The 15,788-nt window shown below is 38.1% G+C and carries 20 protein-coding genes; 19 read left to right on the top strand and 1 reads right to left on the bottom strand.

Features of this window, described 5'->3' with window-relative positions; all coding sequences use genetic code 11:
• The first annotated feature begins 25 nt into the window (after window positions 1–25).
• The 19 genes from AXA65_RS02220 (at window position 26) to AXA65_RS02130 (ending at window position 14,401) form a co-directional block, all read left to right on the top strand.
• Complete coding sequence (locus tag AXA65_RS02220) at window positions 26–319, top strand: GIY-YIG nuclease family protein (RefSeq protein ID WP_063968500.1); 294 nt, start codon at window positions 26–28, stop codon at window positions 317–319.
• Window positions 320–618: 299 nt separating this feature from the next.
• Window positions 619–1,098 (top strand): hypothetical protein, encoded by a 480-nt coding sequence (locus tag AXA65_RS02215; protein WP_063968499.1) that lies wholly within the window; start codon window positions 619–621, stop codon window positions 1,096–1,098.
• 53 nt (window positions 1,099–1,151) lie between these two features.
• Entirely contained in the window at window positions 1,152–2,018 is an 867-nt protein-coding gene (locus AXA65_RS02210; protein ID WP_131797739.1) for a hypothetical protein, read from the top strand.
• A gap of 24 nt (window positions 2,019–2,042) precedes the next feature.
• Window positions 2,043–2,342 carry a hypothetical protein gene (locus AXA65_RS02205; RefSeq protein ID WP_063968497.1) on the top strand — a complete coding sequence of 100 codons (300 nt, stop codon included), beginning with the start codon at window positions 2,043–2,045 and terminating at the stop codon, window positions 2,340–2,342.
• A gap of 15 nt (window positions 2,343–2,357) precedes the next feature.
• The gene (locus tag AXA65_RS02200) at window positions 2,358–3,095 is read left to right on the top strand and encodes a YARHG domain-containing protein (RefSeq protein WP_086048036.1); all 738 of its coding nucleotides are present in this window, start codon (window positions 2,358–2,360) and stop codon (window positions 3,093–3,095) included.
• 19 nt (window positions 3,096–3,114) lie between these two features.
• Window positions 3,115–4,089 (top strand): hypothetical protein, encoded by a 975-nt coding sequence (locus AXA65_RS02195; RefSeq protein WP_063968495.1) that lies wholly within the window; start codon window positions 3,115–3,117, stop codon window positions 4,087–4,089.
• A gap of 11 nt (window positions 4,090–4,100) precedes the next feature.
• Entirely contained in the window at window positions 4,101–5,864 is a 1,764-nt protein-coding gene (locus AXA65_RS02190; protein ID WP_131797738.1) for a hypothetical protein, read from the top strand.
• A gap of 20 nt (window positions 5,865–5,884) precedes the next feature.
• Complete coding sequence (locus AXA65_RS02185; protein ID WP_063968493.1) at window positions 5,885–6,619, top strand: hypothetical protein; 735 nt, start codon at window positions 5,885–5,887, stop codon at window positions 6,617–6,619.
• Window positions 6,620–6,633: 14 nt separating this feature from the next.
• Window positions 6,634–7,251 carry a hypothetical protein gene (locus tag AXA65_RS02180; RefSeq protein ID WP_131797737.1) on the top strand — a complete coding sequence of 206 codons (618 nt, stop codon included), beginning with the start codon at window positions 6,634–6,636 and terminating at the stop codon, window positions 7,249–7,251.
• Window positions 7,252–7,470, top strand: a complete 219-nt coding sequence (locus AXA65_RS02175; RefSeq protein WP_063968491.1) for a hypothetical protein — start codon at window positions 7,252–7,254, stop codon at window positions 7,468–7,470.
• Window positions 7,471–7,484: 14 nt separating this feature from the next.
• A complete protein-coding gene (locus AXA65_RS02170) occupies window positions 7,485–8,045 on the top strand; it encodes a hypothetical protein (RefSeq protein WP_063968490.1) in 561 nt (186 codons plus the stop codon).
• An 18-nt stretch (window positions 8,046–8,063) separates the two neighbouring features.
• Complete coding sequence (locus AXA65_RS02165; RefSeq protein ID WP_063968489.1) at window positions 8,064–9,110, top strand: hypothetical protein; 1,047 nt, start codon at window positions 8,064–8,066, stop codon at window positions 9,108–9,110.
• A gap of 133 nt (window positions 9,111–9,243) precedes the next feature.
• On the top strand, window positions 9,244–9,720 hold the full coding sequence (locus AXA65_RS02160) for a Dps family protein (RefSeq protein ID WP_063968488.1): 477 nt from the start codon (window positions 9,244–9,246) through the stop codon (window positions 9,718–9,720).
• Window positions 9,721–9,774: 54 nt separating this feature from the next.
• Window positions 9,775–10,470: a LytR/AlgR family response regulator transcription factor gene (locus AXA65_RS02155; protein WP_063968487.1), complete on the top strand. Its 696-nt coding sequence runs from the start codon at window positions 9,775–9,777 to the stop codon at window positions 10,468–10,470.
• A gap of 312 nt (window positions 10,471–10,782) precedes the next feature.
• Window positions 10,783–10,968, top strand: coding sequence for a hypothetical protein (locus AXA65_RS20075; protein ID WP_063968486.1), 186 nt, complete (start codon window positions 10,783–10,785; stop codon window positions 10,966–10,968).
• Complete coding sequence (locus AXA65_RS20070; protein ID WP_063968485.1) at window positions 10,941–11,357, top strand: hypothetical protein; 417 nt, start codon at window positions 10,941–10,943, stop codon at window positions 11,355–11,357. The genes AXA65_RS20075 and AXA65_RS20070 overlap by 28 nt, the downstream gene beginning before the upstream one ends.
• Window positions 11,288–12,979, top strand: a complete 1,692-nt coding sequence (locus tag AXA65_RS02140; RefSeq protein WP_228391604.1) for a hybrid sensor histidine kinase/response regulator — start codon at window positions 11,288–11,290, stop codon at window positions 12,977–12,979. The genes AXA65_RS20070 and AXA65_RS02140 overlap by 70 nt, the downstream gene beginning before the upstream one ends.
• 23 nt (window positions 12,980–13,002) lie before the next feature.
• Window positions 13,003–13,368, top strand: a complete 366-nt coding sequence (locus AXA65_RS02135) for a hypothetical protein (RefSeq protein ID WP_218281603.1) — start codon at window positions 13,003–13,005, stop codon at window positions 13,366–13,368.
• A 238-nt stretch (window positions 13,369–13,606) separates the two neighbouring features.
• Complete coding sequence (locus tag AXA65_RS02130) at window positions 13,607–14,401, top strand: Eco47II family restriction endonuclease (protein ID WP_228391603.1); 795 nt, start codon at window positions 13,607–13,609, stop codon at window positions 14,399–14,401.
• On the opposite strand, the gene dcm is transcribed toward AXA65_RS02130, so the two are convergent.
• Complete coding sequence (dcm, locus tag AXA65_RS02125) at window positions 14,377–15,609, bottom strand: DNA (cytosine-5-)-methyltransferase (RefSeq protein ID WP_063968483.1); 1,233 nt, start codon at window positions 15,607–15,609, stop codon at window positions 14,377–14,379. The two genes, AXA65_RS02130 and dcm, sit on opposite strands and share 25 nt — an antisense overlap.
• Window positions 15,610–15,788 lie beyond the last annotated feature (179 nt).

Below are 15,788 nucleotides of genomic sequence, written 5' to 3'. Positions count from 1 at the left end.
AATTTTAATTATAAAATGAAGGACCATGCAAACGTCATTTGTCTATATTTTAGAATGTGCAGACAATACTTTCTATACAGGTGTTACAGAAAATGTTTATAAACGTTTTGATGAGCATCAGGAAGGGAAGTATTTTGGCTCGTACACGCATAGCAGACGACCTGTGCAGCTTGTCTATTTTTGTCAGTTTATGGATATCGAGCAAGCTATTGATTTCGAAAAGAAAATAAAAAAGTGGTCAAAAGCTAAAAAACAAGCATTGATAGAAGGCCGTTTTGATGATCTGCCAAACTTGGCCAAGAAGAATTTTAAAGGATGATGGGTAACTTTAGAATAATCCCTTCTAACAACGACTTCTCGATACGATCTGACTGATGTCAGATCACTCGAAGTGACGGGGGGGTTGATGCTTCCGGGTTTTTATTGAGGATGTAATATGAAATAAAACTATACCGTTAGTTCGAGTAGGGTCCTTTATTTCTCTTCGGAGGCAGTCTTTGGTATCATCGTGGTCCAGGCGTCCACCATAAGCCTATAAGTTCAATTCAATGTCATCAGAACGGTGTACAGGCCTTTCAAAAACATTTGTTATCTTTAGGAAAATAAACAAGCCAGACCATGAAAACCACTTTCTTTATTGTCCTAATGGTGTTCAGCACTTGCCTCAAGGCGCAAAACAAACAAGAGGCCGATCTCTGGTCCGGCAGTTATGCCATCTACCCCAATAATGATGAGGTGGCAGCAGATACCTTGGTGATCAAAAGGGTCAACGACCTCACCGCAGACCAAGTCCCTTCCAAGCTTGAAGCCGACCTTGCCCGCTGGGATATTTTGTCGACCCGTGATTCCAAAAAAGAAGCAGTGACCGTAAGACGTTTCCTTTCCAATGACGAGAGTGATGAATACAAAGAATTTGGGTGGACAGCCCTGCACAAGTCTGGAAAGATGAATTGCATTGATGGCGGCCACTTTTTCATCTGTCAGACCGAAGCAAAAACATCGGTGGAACTGAAAGGCGATAAGCCCCTCTATACCGAGTCTGGTATCTTCGGGGTTTGGCTGCATTACGGCCTGGTGACCATCAAGAAAATCAAATAAGGGCTGATCAGCATCATTCTTGCTATAAGAATCTCAAACTATAACCACGACCTATGAGAGGCCATTCATCTCTTTTTGTAGTATCGATACTCTTGTTGACCAACTGCGATTACATTCCGAAGGATGACAAACATCCAGAGGTGCCATTTTTTGAAGACATCATTCAGGATAGGAGCATCTTTGAACCGATTGCAATGATCGATCCTGCAGCACGTGATTCGCATCAACTTTTTTTTCTAAAGAACGGTAAATATCTATCTGTAAAGGAATCTATGGAAGAAGTGCCTGGCAATGGTGAGGACGGCGTGAAAAATGACACAGAACATCTAAACGTCCGTACCGTCCAGATCAATGATCTAAATAATAGGTCTTTTTTTAGGGGAATCGTAAAAACCAATCATTATAGTCCCATCATCGTCGATAGAAATGCGAACCTCTATCTGGATGGCAACTTCTATGGATCACCAGATTACAAGCTGACAAAGAAGCTCAAGCTCATCAATATCACCGATAGTCTGTCGGCGAGAATTGAGAAAGAAACCTCCACCAATACAGACTCTTTGAGTAAGATTCACTTGTCAATCATGGAAAATAAATTTCAGTTCAAGCAAAAGAAAGGCGAGGATCACATTATTCAAAATGACAATATGATCCTGTTCAGAAATACAGATATCATCGTGGATGCGCTACAGAAACAAACGGCATTTGATGAATTTGACGAGAGCATTCTTATGGAGTATCGTAATGACAACCGTGCTTTTCCGAGTTCTTATTATTATTACTACTACAACATTGGAAAAATTAAATTCAAATATTTTGACGGAAAGTCGGGAACCACCAATCCGACCAAAATTGAATATAGCGGACAGACCTATCTCTGCCATCCGAAATTCGGGATCTACAGGATCATTAAAAAGTGACGTTGACGCAAACTATATCAGAAAATGACCATCAAAGAAAAACTTAAACTGCTCAAATTCTTCGGTACCATACTGATCGTGATCCTGATACCGATTGCGCTCTTCTACCTTTTCCTGATCATCCCAGAATATTGCGCTTGCAGCCAAGTGCAGTTCGAAGGTGAAAAAGGCATTGACATCTATGGTAGCGAAATTGATTGTGGTGGTGAGAATCAGGCTTTCTCAGAAGCTTTTTTCCAGATTTTCTCTTTGATCACGGGCGGTATTTCGTTAGTCATCATTATAATTAATATTTTTTATTACCGCTTGAAAAAACAACTATAACCAAAATTACCAGTGATGAAACATAAGATTTTAGCATGCTTCCTATTTATTTTCTTTGTTCAATTTTTTAGTTCTCAAACCTTGAAGAACTGTTCTAATTGCGCGACGCAAATCATTAAACAAGAACAAATCAAAGATCTAAGTCTCGATGAAATAAGATTATTGACCAATGAGATATATGCCAGAAACGGCTATGAATTTGAGAACCCGAGATTCCAGCAACACTTCGAATCCAAATCCTGGTACAGCTCCAAAAAAGACAATAAAAAAGTTAACTTCAATGACATTGAGAAGAAAAACATTACCCTTCTACAAAATCAGAGCAAACAACTAAAAACGGAACGAGACCTTATTACCGCTCAACTCAAGTCTTTAAAATACCTGGTGCTTGAAAATAAGACCAATGAATTGAAATCCAAGTTCAACCTTACGTATGATACGCAATATGGAGAAGATAACCCGAAGTTGCTAAAGGAAGTTTTGAGTAAGATCGATCTGGATGACATCAATTATTATAAAAACCAAGGTTTGAATTCTGTCACGGTGGACAATGGCTTCGTGAAGATTCTCTATGAAGTTTCTTTGGACGGTAAAAGTATCAATCTGTATTACAACTATATGGCTCATTCCAAGATCATCGAAGACTTTGATGAATTTACGGATTACCATTCTGAGACCGAGTTCATGTACAATTGGCAGTTTGAACTGAAGGGTAACAAATTAGAATTCATCCGATTGGCCATTGCAGGTTAAATCTTTAAATAAAACTAATATGAAAATCTTGACTTTATTACTGGTCACCCTGACGACCATTTGCAGTTGTAAGGACAAACCGGAACCGGTTACAACTGCGAAGGCTGAAATAAAAGACACCATCAAAACGGAAGTCAAAGACGACCCTGCTACCATCAAGAAAAGTGGCATCTCGTTTTATGATTGGTACTTTAGCAATGACCTTAATGATTATGATATCGTTAAAAATAAAAACTACAAAGCACTCCTGGATACGGCCACTTACTTCAAGAAATTAAGAGCCTTGGGAACAATCTCCGAGAAATTCATCAACAAAGAAAAAGAGAGAACATCGACCTGCGCGAAATATATTGCCACAAAATATTACGATGATTACGAAGCGGCGGACGCTTATACCTATGATGATTACTGTCCTGACATGTATTACATGTACTGGATCAAAAGTCAGGAAGTACCAGATAAATACATGGCAAAAAATGTGAAGCAAATCGACAGCAACAACGCAACCGTGGACATCTACACCAACTATGGCGGGAAGGAAGAACCACTTTCCAAGGTCATTCTGGAGAAAGAGCATAACATTTGGAAGATCACCGACATCCAATTCATCAATCGGGAAGAAGGGAAAGTGGCAGAGAAAACACTGCCCGGGAAATGGAAAAATGCGATGGTCACACTCCACATTGGCGATGACGGTCTGGCCTTTGAGTATCACGGACAATGTATGTACTTCTATCCTATTAAAAAGATCAGTGCTACGGAATTTGAGATGATCTGGTCGAAGGATATGGATTGCAATTTCGATAATGGGACAACAAAGACCTTTGGACTGAAAAAAGTGCCTGTGATCGGCAAAGCATTTGCAAAATTCACTTTGAACAAAAATGTTCTGAAAGCTGACTATTACTATCCGGAATGGGTGAAGCGCTATACAGAAAAAGTTCAGGACAATGTTTTCACTGAAGACTATTTCAAAGATAAGGAGGCACCATAAAAACTAAAACTATGAAAAGACACCAAGCATTTTTATTAGTAGGATCATTAACCTTAATGATATTCTCTGGTGCTTTGCGAGCTCAGGCCTTTGAACAGGAGTTGATATTTCATGGCCCTGTGAAAACCATGACGATGGAAACCCCCGACTACAGCGATGAAGCCAAGAAACTAAAAACAATCTGGGAATACGACCAAACGCAACGCAAGATAAAAGAGATCTCTGCTTACAATTCCAATACAGAATACTTTTACCCCAATAAAAAAGATAAAAAACCCCTGTTCGAAAAATGGTACAGAGCAAGTGATGAAAAAGAACAATCTTATCGTGTAGAACAGCAAGACGCCTCAGGAAAACCAATCCTAAGTGGCGACCTGAAAAATGGAAACTGGAGCTATTACTACATTCACGAGCACACGCCGACCCTTCATACTACAAAATGGTTCACCGATGGTGAGATCTATCTTCAGAAAACGGAAGAAATGATCGACCTTGGCAAGTTCCAGATACCAGCAGGATTTGTGCCTTTCAATTGGGACAGGAAACTATCCAGTGGAAAAATCGTTAAAAGCCAGGAATACACCGCTGACAGGTACGAACACGATGTTATATTCGAATTTGTAGAAAAAGGTCATCCGAAAAACAGGATCACTTTCCAGTACAACGGTTCGGATGTCTATGACCCGGGCAGAGGTTATTGGCACCGCTACGAAGATGACAAGAAGATAGAAGAACGCTACATCTACAATGCTACCGAGATATCTGACTTTGGGCATCGTTATGTTTATACTTCCTTTGGAAAGTTGAAAAGTGACCATTACGGCTACTTCAGCAAGATGCCAGACCAATTTATGCAGAGACATCTTTACACCTACAATGAAAATGACGACTGCATCAAAGAGACCCAAGATGCTGAAGACGAAAAAACGAGTATCACCAATTACAAGTACACCTACGACGACCATAAAAACTGGACCAGCCGAACGTCGGTCTATAAAGATGGTTCTGGACGTACCATCAAACGGAGTTTTACTTATTATAATCCCGGAGAATCTGAGTTGAAGAACTCACTGTCAGAGAACACCTACAATCAATATCTAAAGGAATTGCAAGCCTACAGACCTATTGCTGAAAATCAATTGAAAAATTACAAGGTCGCCAAAACAAAAAAGGAAAATACACCTGCCGACAAGACCAATTACAGAACATTGCGCTCTGCAAAATGGCGGGATTTCTTACCCAAAGGACAGCAGGCCGACAGCATTACTACAGGAGATCTGAACAAAGATGGATTCGATGATCTGGTGATGGTCTATCAGCCAGAAAAATTATTGAAGCAAGAAAAAAGCTCTGTACGAACTTTGAGAATTCTACTCATGCAAAATGACGGCAAATATGAACTCGCGGCAGAAAGTAATGGCGCTGTTTCAGGCGAAAACGTGAACAACACCTTTTTCTCCGGCACAGAGATCAAAAAAGGGCTTCTCATCATCAATCACGACTATATCCGTGGCGGATCGGTGCACAAGTACCGCTATCAAAATGGCGGTTTCTACCTGATCGGCGCAGAAAGCAGGACAGGTGACTCCTCCTACTTTTCCAGCATCGATTATAATCTGAGTACGGGAAAATACATCTATATTTACGAAAACACGGACGATGATAAGCAGCAACCCAAGTCCTCCAAAAAAGAAGGCGTTAAGAAGCCATCAAGCTTACCAAACATCGAGACATACGAGTTGAATACAGTGGATATCGAAGGCTACAGTCTTTAAAACTCATTAAAATCTTAATTATGAAAAGACCAATTGTTTTTATTTTATTGATGTTCCTCTTTGTGAATACCTATTCGCAGAGCAATCAAAATGGGTTTCTCCTAAGTCAGGTTTTGAAACAGCTACAATTGAAACCAAGCAACATCCATAAGGAACTATACCGAGAGAAAAAATTACCGAACAAACCTTCTCAAACCGTTCTGGTGATCCCAAAATACAAGACCAATGAGACCGATGACGAAGGTCACCTATTTCTAGAATTGGATGCGTACATCATCATCGCAGACAGCTCGACCGGAAAGATCCTTTATCAATACATTGAAGATAACGCTTGGACATCAGACGCCATGGTCCTCTCAGATATCACGATCGATACCGGGCTTTATCAGCTTAATGAAACAGACCGCGCCTTTGGGACCCGCGTGAGTTACCACGGAAGCAGCGGTCCCAATCCATACTCTTCCACCGATCTGTCATTGTACATCGTGCAGAACCATACGTTGAAAAAGATCTTGAATAACTATCAGATCGATCTTGACAATGGTGAATGGGATACAAAGTGCGCTGGAGAATTCAACCAAATAAACGGCGTGATAGACCTCGATAAAAATAAAACGGATGGCTATAAAAATATCATCATCAAAAGTGATATACAACAGACCAAAAGCTTTATCAAAAATGGAGAATGTGAGGAGAAAGTAACTACAAAAAACACTACAAGATATCTGAAATACAACGGAAAGGAATTCCAATAATCAACACAAAAAAAATGAGAAAGAAAATAACCCTTTTTATATTGATAGTTCTCGTGCTGATCCTAGTTGGCGCGCTATCTTTTACCGCATTACTTTCTAGGCCGGAAGCCAAAAATAAAATTGCCAAAATGACCAAAGTGATGTCTGGAACTGAAACCTATAAAAGCGAAGACACAAGAATCAACACCCATCTGAAGCTTAATTACAAAGATTCTACCTACACCTATGAGGAAAAATACATTTTGAAACCTGGCGACGATGTCGGATATGAGGCAGAGTCCAAGGGCAGATTCAAAATGAATAAAGACACTTTGATCTTCTATTCTGATATGCCGGAGAATTCACATTTGGATTTCGACACACACAGGTTGACACCAGAAGAAATATCGAAGAACAAATTCTCCTACATCTACCCTATCAATGAAAAAGTGAATGATAACGAGGTGAAGATCTACTTTGACAACATTGCAGAGATTGAAGATTATAAAGCTTTTACAATCAGTAATAATCAATTAAAACCGCTTAAAATAATTGAACGCCGTAAGATGGAAGAAGAGAAATTAATCAAAACCAAGAATGACAATTTCTTTTTGTTTCATTATTTAATTATCGAAAAACCAAAGAACAATTAGTTGCTCATCACTGGTTCTAGAGACGAAAGTTTCCTTTTTGATTTTAATAAAATCCCCTACTCGACTTTCCATTTTTTCACAAGAGTTTATTTGGGTTTTGCAGATTTTACAGGCCTCAAATTTCAGAAAACGGACGAGACTTTGAAACGGATTCTCGATTCCAATGACAAGCGCTATGAATTCAGCGATGCGTTGAATAGCAATTTCATAAAACAATAAAAAGATCCAAACAAATGAAGATAATTCTGAACACAGTTTTTGTTTTATTGCTTTTTTCTTGCGGAGATAAGCAGACAACAAACCTAGAAACGAAAGGAAAAAGCACAGTTGCCCAACGTGACACAGCTACGATTCTTCCTCAAAAAACGCCTTCATCAGATTCCACAACTGCAATGGAAACTCCAGCTCCGATCCCTGTAAAAGTGCCTCAGAAAATTGAAGACAAACCCATCGCGTGCTTTCCTCCAAAAATCGTGGAGTGCAAAGACAAAGGCGGCGATATGGAAAATGGTTTTGTGACAGAATGCACTTACAGAAACCAAAATCTCGATGAAGCTTACAACGCTTTCCGAGAACGAAACAAAGCCAATGACGAAGGCAAATATCTGGAAAAGAAAATGCCAACTGGTAAACATATAGCAGGTTTCAGCGACTATCCTATTTCCGTAACTTACAGCTATCCAAAACAAAATATATTGGAGATTGAAATCTTATTTCCCGGTGGCGTTACCACTATAATCTTTAAAACAGAAAAAGACGACGTGATCGTCACTACAAACAACTCCCCAGATTAATTAAAAAAAATAATAACTATGAAAAAATATTTGATGCTAATGATGTTCGCCAGCACTTTTCTATTTGGTCAACAAAACTCGGATAAACGATATAAGGAAATCGCTGGAAGATATGGTGGTAACGACGGAATCTGCCTTTTCGAAGATGGAAAATACATGCTCTATGGCTACGCGACCGCTATTTTTGGAACGTATACTTTTGAGAAAGACCATATCAATTTCAATCCCGACAAGCAGGAATTATTCATGATCTTCGGAAGTCAGAATCCGACAATTGGAAATTCGGCAAGACTATTCTTTTCCGGATTTGAAAGAGATGGAACGGCGGTTCAGTTTGACGAGGGAAAGCCACAACCGGTTTTCAATGATGACGCCAATTGTTTCGCTTCGCCGTACGTCTATGAAACGAAGACAAAACCTTCACAGATCATTCTTTCTGATTTTATAGATGGAACCTGGCAGCAAAGTAAATTTGAAATCCCGAAAGAATATAATGACCTCGCCATCGTTCATAACGAACCAAGCAGGTATGAGGAAAACTTCACTGGAATGGTAAAATCCGAAGGGAAGTTTAAAGTTCTAACCATCTCTATGTACGATAAAGCTTTCAAACAAAATGACGAGGACGAAAATGACAACAACTGGAAAGAGATCCTTGAAATGAAGTCGGAATATTACCAGGCAAAAGAAGGCAGGAAAAACGGAATTTTCTTCAACAAACATTACCAAAATTTTCCAACGCCTGAAAGTTCAATTTATAAATTAGACAAAAAGACGAACCAATTCATCAGCAAAAATGCCGAAGACAATGAAGCCTACTTTCGGGACAACCAGTACAATGACAACCGCTATCTGAGAAAATATATGAAAGTGGAAGGTGAAACCATAAGTGACAAAACCTTCAACAAAAATAACATTTCAACACAGAGTTTATTCTTCACAACTTGTGGCAAAGGTTCGGAAAAGTCTTACAAATACAAAGGTTTTATCGAGTATGAAGATAAAAGTGAGCCTAAAGAATTACAGCAGACCACCATCGTAACACCTTTACCGCCAGCCAATTAATTATAAAGCGTTAAAAAGACAATTTCACCGACCCTTTTTGCCCATTCACCGAAAAATTCATCATTTTTTTAAGATTCGTTCTGAACTTTACATCAGAAAAAGAGCAATACCGCTCAACTTAAATCTTAAAATTATGAAAACAAACATCGGACTTACAGAGCAAAACACAGAAGCTGTTGCAGAACAATTGGCAAAACTTTTAGCTGACGAAACGGTACTTTACACCAAAACAAGAAACGCCCACTGGAACGTGACCGGCGATAACTTCCACGCCAACCACATTTTCTTCGAAGAACAGTACAAACAGTTGGACGAACTGATTGACAGCGTTGCAGAACGTCTTCGAAAAATCGGTCATTACGCGCCTGCAACTATGAAAGCTTATTTAGAATTGACACATCTTACCGAGTACAGCGAAAGAACCAACGACGGACTTGGTTTTATGAAGGATTTACTAAAAGACCACGAAAGCATCATCGATTTTCTTAGAGGAAATGTGACGCCTTTTGCTGAAAAATACAAAGATTACGGTTCCAGCGACTTCATCACAAGTCTCATAGAAACGCACGAAGAAATGGCCTGGATGATACGTTCTTACTTCAGAAATTAAAGAAAATAAGAAAAGGAATAATTATATTTGTGTCAACCATAATAAACTACTCCTATGAAAACCTTGATTGTTGATGACAACGATATCGCAAGAACTACGCTCGCACACCTGGCAAAGCAGGTTCCAAATCTTACGATTGTCAATGAATATTCCAACGCGATTGAAGCTTATAATCATTTGCAGAACAATCAGGTAGATTTGATATTTTTGGATATCGAAATGCCGGAAATGACCGGAATCGAACTCACCAAAAATCTTTCCGGAAAAGACATTATCATCATTTTCACCTCATCCAACAAAGATTACGCACTCGAAGCTTTCGAACTTAATATCGCAGATTACATCCTGAAACCTGTGATGCCGGCGAGATTTTTACAGGCCGTGAGCAAAGCGCAATCAATTCTGGAAAGCCGAAAAGAAGATGTGGAAGTCACCAAAGACGAATTCCTTTTCGTGAGAGATTCCAATATCACAAGGCGTTTGAAGCTCGACGATATTTTTTATGCGGAGGCATTGGGCGATTATGTCAAGTTTTATACGAGGGAAAAAATGTTCGCCATCCACGGCAAGATGAAAACCGCCGAAGAACGTCTCCCAAAAGATGATTTTATCCGTGTTCATAGGTCTTTCATCATTGCGGTCAACAAAATAGACACGCTTCAGGACGGCGGAATTATGATAAACGGAAAATTCATTCCCGTTGCAGATGCGTACCGAAAAGCACTCAACACAAGAATGAATGTTTTCTAATTAACTATTAATAATTTGGGCAGCTATTTCCGCCTTCCGCTCCCAATCTTTTTTGCACATTATTTCAGTTTAAATAGAACTAAAGAACAAGCAAAAAAGGATTTCCGCTCAAGTCGGGCTGCGAGAGATTCAACGTTCAAATTCGACTGTAAAAATTCCCCTCCTCTGGAAATCGAGGAACGAGATTCGCCGAATCAATTAAATAAATAAAAAATATTGAGGCAATGGTGGCGAAAATTCAAAGAATTTTTGACGGAGTGGTTTTACAATTCTAAAGTGGTTTTCAACAATTCAAAATAAGTATAAACACTTATGAAAAAAATATCCTCAGTAATGGGAAACAGACGGTTCAGTTATTTCATCATCCTCACATTTATTGCGGGTTCTCTCCTGTTGATAGCGGTTCAAATCAATTCGGCTAAAAATACAAAAGAGCTCATCCAAAACAAGAATTACGTTCCAGCAATCATTTGCGTGAAATCGACCGTGATATTCTAGGCGTTGAAAGCAGAATCCGAACTTCTATTGCGACCAACGACACGACACATCTCGAGGGAATCGACCAAAAAATAAATCAGATAGAAAACTTTCTCGACTCACTTTCCAAAGACAATTCAGACGACGTTGAAGAAAAGTGGATTCACAGATTGAGCGTTCTCGCAATGGAAAAGAAAACGACGAAGGATAAATTGCTGTTCCGTTATCACACCCTCGGAAATATGGATGACCAGACTTCCATCGCCAATCCAAGAGCGATAAAATTTCGAACGAAATCACTTCCATCACTGCAAAAATCTACGAAAGCAGAAAACTTCATATGGTCGACCTCAGCAAAGAAACCGAAGCGATGGGACAAAAAGCGAGATTGTATGATATTTCCCTATTGATTCTTTTGATTTTAAGCGGTTCCATTGTCGGTTATCACATTCTTCGTCAGTTCAATCGTCAGCGATTGTTGATTCAGGAATTGGATGTTGCAGAGAAAAAAGCATCGGTCGCCGCACAAACCAAAGAAAACTTCCTCGCCAATATGAGCCACGAAATCAGAACGCCATTGAGCGGAATTTTGGGCTTTACAAACCTTTTACAGAAAAGACCTTTGGACGAAACTTCAAAAGAATTTGTTTCGTCAATTCAGCGTTCTGGGGAAAATCTGATGGCGATTATTAATGACATTTTAGACTTATCAAAAATCGAAGCCGGAATGATGCGCATTACCAAAGGCATATTCAGCATCAATGGATTGGTAAATTCGGTCGAAACATTTTTTGTAGAACGAGCCAAAGAAAAAGGATTGACGATTTCCAGCAAAATAGATTCGTCTATTCCTGACACTTTGAATGGTGATGCCACAAGACTCACACAAATTTTGGTCAACCTCATCGGAAATGCGATAAAATTTACGCATCAGGGAACTATTAATATCGAAATTTACAACAAACAACAGAACGAAAACGAAGTCGTTGTAGGCTTTAAAGTTTCTGACACAGGCATCGGAATTGATAAAGAAAAACTTCTTGAAGTCTTTGAAAGATTCAATCAGGGAGAAGATCCAACGACCCGGAATTACGGTGGAACCGGACTTGGTCTGTCGATTGTAAAAAGTCTGATTCAGTTGCAGAACGGTGATATCGAAGTCATCAGCGAACAGGGAAAAGGCACGACTTTCCATTTTTATATTCCTTATGCGATTGCAAAAGAACAGCTGAATGTAATTCCGAAAGTTGACACCGATTATTTTAAAGATAAAACAAATGCGCCTTTGAAAGTGTTAATTGTTGATGACAATGCCATCAATCAAAGTCTGATGAAGCATCTTCTGTCACAATGGAACATCGCTTTTGAAACCGCAAACAACGGTCTGGAAGCAGTAGAATTTCTAAGAAATAACGACTGCGATTTGGTTTTGATGGACATCCAAATGCCACAAATGGACGGTTACGTTGCCACGCAAACCATCCGTGAAGAACTGAAACTGAACACGCCAATCATCGCAATGACTGCACACGCTTTGGCAGGCGAACGCGAAAGATGTATGAGCCGTGGAATGAATGAATACATTTCCAAACCAATAAAAGAAGATGAATTATTCAAACTAATCTCCAATTTCGGATTAAAAGAAAACGAGAAAAACGTAACGAAACCCGAAGAAATCAATTCTAATTATGAATTCATCGACCTAATTTATTTGAAGTCTATCAGCAATGGCGACAAAGATTTTGAAAGAACCGTGACGCAGCAGTTTCTGGATAAAGTCCCAACCCATTTGCAGGAACTGAAACTGGCTTATGAAAACAAAGATTTTAAATTGCTAAAATTAAGAGCGCACGATTTGAAATCGAGTGTGGCGATAATGGAATTACTCACTTTATTAGAGGAAAAATTAGATATTTTAGAATTAACAACCGAAGAAAATTCGGCATCGCAACTGGCTTTGGAAGAAGTAAAAGATGTTTTGCTGAAATCTTTTTTCGAAACTAAATTATTTATGCAATCCATCGATAATTAAATTAATTAAAAACCAATTTCATTATGGAAACTCAAGGCGCATCGGTGGTCATCACGCACCACGTTCTCGACGGCAAACAGGCTGAATATGAAAGATGGCTCGATGAAACTCTGCCCGTTTCCAAAAGTGCCAAAGGTTTTATCGATTGGCAAATCGTTCGCCCGATTCCGAATCTGACTTTTGTTTACACCGTCATTATCCGCTTCGACACCATTGATAATCTCAGAAACTGGATGGAATCTGATGCCAGAAGAAAGCTGATTGACAAAGCACATCCATTATTCACAAAAGAAGATAATTACGAAATCAAATCCGGACTGGATTTTCTCTTTTATGGCGAAAAAGAAAACAAAGTTCCAGTTCGTTGGAAACAATATTTGGCAACCTGATCCGCAATTTATCCTTTATCATTGTTGATGCAATTGGTGTTACTTCCATCTTTACGACTCATTGATATTCCTGCCAATCGGTATTTTGACACATTGGTGAGTACGGGCTGTTTGGTTTTTTTGGTGATTTACGTGGTGATGCCAAATTACACAAAGCTGATTAGGAAATGGCTGTATAAATGATTTGCTACAACAATCTCAATAGAGAATGTAAAATAGAATGATAAAAAAGTGTAAATTGGCAATCAAACTTTTAATTATAATCAGAATGGCTAATAAATATGTTAATTTTATCACCGATGAACATTTATTATTTTGTATTGAAAACTTGCATAAAGCATATTTAAGAGCTAAAAACAATATTACAAAGAAAAACTTTTACTCAAACAAAGTTGATACAATCAAGCTTACATTTGATTCAAAATTTAACGACATAAACGAAGAGAATTTAATTCAATCTGAGATTCTTCGACAAATTGATAAATCAATCAACAACTCAATTGGAACTTTTCACGAACAAATTTTAGGTGGAATAGAAGGTTTTGAAGTTGGGAATTTGAGTGGTTTTGATGTTAAAGCTGATGATGACACATTATTTGCAGACATCAAAAATAAACATAATACAATGAACAGTAGTTCTTCTGAAGCCTTATTTCAAAAATTGGCAAGATATGCAGATGATTATAAAAAAGCAAAATGTTATTGGGTTCAAATTTTAGCTAAAAACAGTTTTAATGAACTTTGGAAGGGCGAAATCAATGGAAAAGAGTACAGCCATAGTAGAGTTTATAAAATTTCAGGTGACCAATTTTATGCTCTTCTATCTGGTGAACAGGATGCACTGTTGCAATTGTATAAAGCTTTGCCTGTAGCAATAAATGACTATCTAAATTCCATTGAACACAATCATACTATAATTGAAAATTCCGCAATTGACGAAATAAAATTGCAAACAGTAACCTCTAATAAAAGTATCTTAGACCAAATCACTTTTGATAACTATAATTATTATTTAGGTTTTGACAAGCTGTAATATTTATTCAAAAACCTTATAATTGAATAGCCTACTTCTTTACCTAAATTTACAGGGACAGCATTACCAATTTGTTTATATTGCTGTGCAATAGAGCCTTCGAATTGCCAATCATCGGGAAAAGTTTGAATTCGGGCATATTCACGAACCGTAAATGGACGAGTTTCATCGGGATGGCAACGCTCTGTCTGTTTTTGTGCCGGACTACAGGTTAAAGTTAAACAAGGTTCATCCCAACCGATTCTTCTAGCAATCCCTGTCTTTCCACCACCTAAGTGAAAACTCCCTCCCATAAATGACTTCTGAATAGCCAAAGGTAAATCTCGCCAATATCCTTTTGGTGGTACTAAATCTAAAACTTCAATTTTACTTTTTGGATATTTTGCTCCGTCAGATTTTGGAACATTGGTTTCAAATAATTCCCCTTTCTTCAATGCATCCTTCAAGTTGTAAATTTTCTTGTATGGTTTCGGATATTCATATTCCAAACCAATATCTTTTCGAATCCCTACCAATATTAATCTCTCTCGCTTTTGCGGAACATTATAATTGATAGCTTTTAAAACTTGTACAGGAACTACATTATAACCAATTTCATCTAAAATAGAAATCATTCCCTGTAAAGTTTTTCCATTATCGTGGCTCAATAAACCACGAACATTTTCACCAATACAAATAGGAGGATTTACTTCCTTTACAACTCTTGCAAATTCATAAAATAAAGTTCCGCGAGCATCTGCCAAACCTAATTTTTTACCTGCATAACTAAATGCTTGACAAGGAAAACCTCCCGTCACAACATCTACTTTATCTTGATATTCAGAAAAATCAAAAGCTTTTATATCCCCTTCCAAAACTTTCCAGTTTGGACGATTTTTGCGTAATGTGGCACAAGCGAACTTATCGATTTCGTTTAGAGCAATACATTTCAAACCTGCTTTTTCCATTCCGACAGCCAAACCTCCTGCGCCAGCAAATAATTCCAAAACTGTATAATCATTTTCAGCTTCAACATAATTAGATTCGTCAACATCATCATTTACAAAATCTGTAAATAATTCTAAAACTTCAGACTTTTTATAAACTCTATAGTTGCTCATTGGTTCTCTAACCGCAGACAATTTTCCTTCTCTATCCCAACGTCTAAGGGTCTCTTTGCTTTTTCCTATTAATTCTGATGCTTCTGACAATGACAAATACTCACTCATAACCAAGTTTATTAACCTTACACAATGGTTACAAATTTATATAAATTTTATTAACATCCAAATGAATTTGTGAGAAATTTAATAATAGTTTTTAACACCACAAATTATTAAAATTTATTTTATTTTTATTCGAAATAAAATATCTAACCCAAAACAACCATTCCTTCCAAATCTCCACC

This window comes from Chryseobacterium sp. FP211-J200 (assembly GCF_001643375.1).
Lineage (GTDB): Bacteria > Bacteroidota > Bacteroidia > Flavobacteriales > Weeksellaceae > Epilithonimonas > Epilithonimonas ginsengisoli.
Note: the sequence above shows the minus strand (reverse complement) of the source record. Positions and strands in the feature narration are given on the sequence as shown.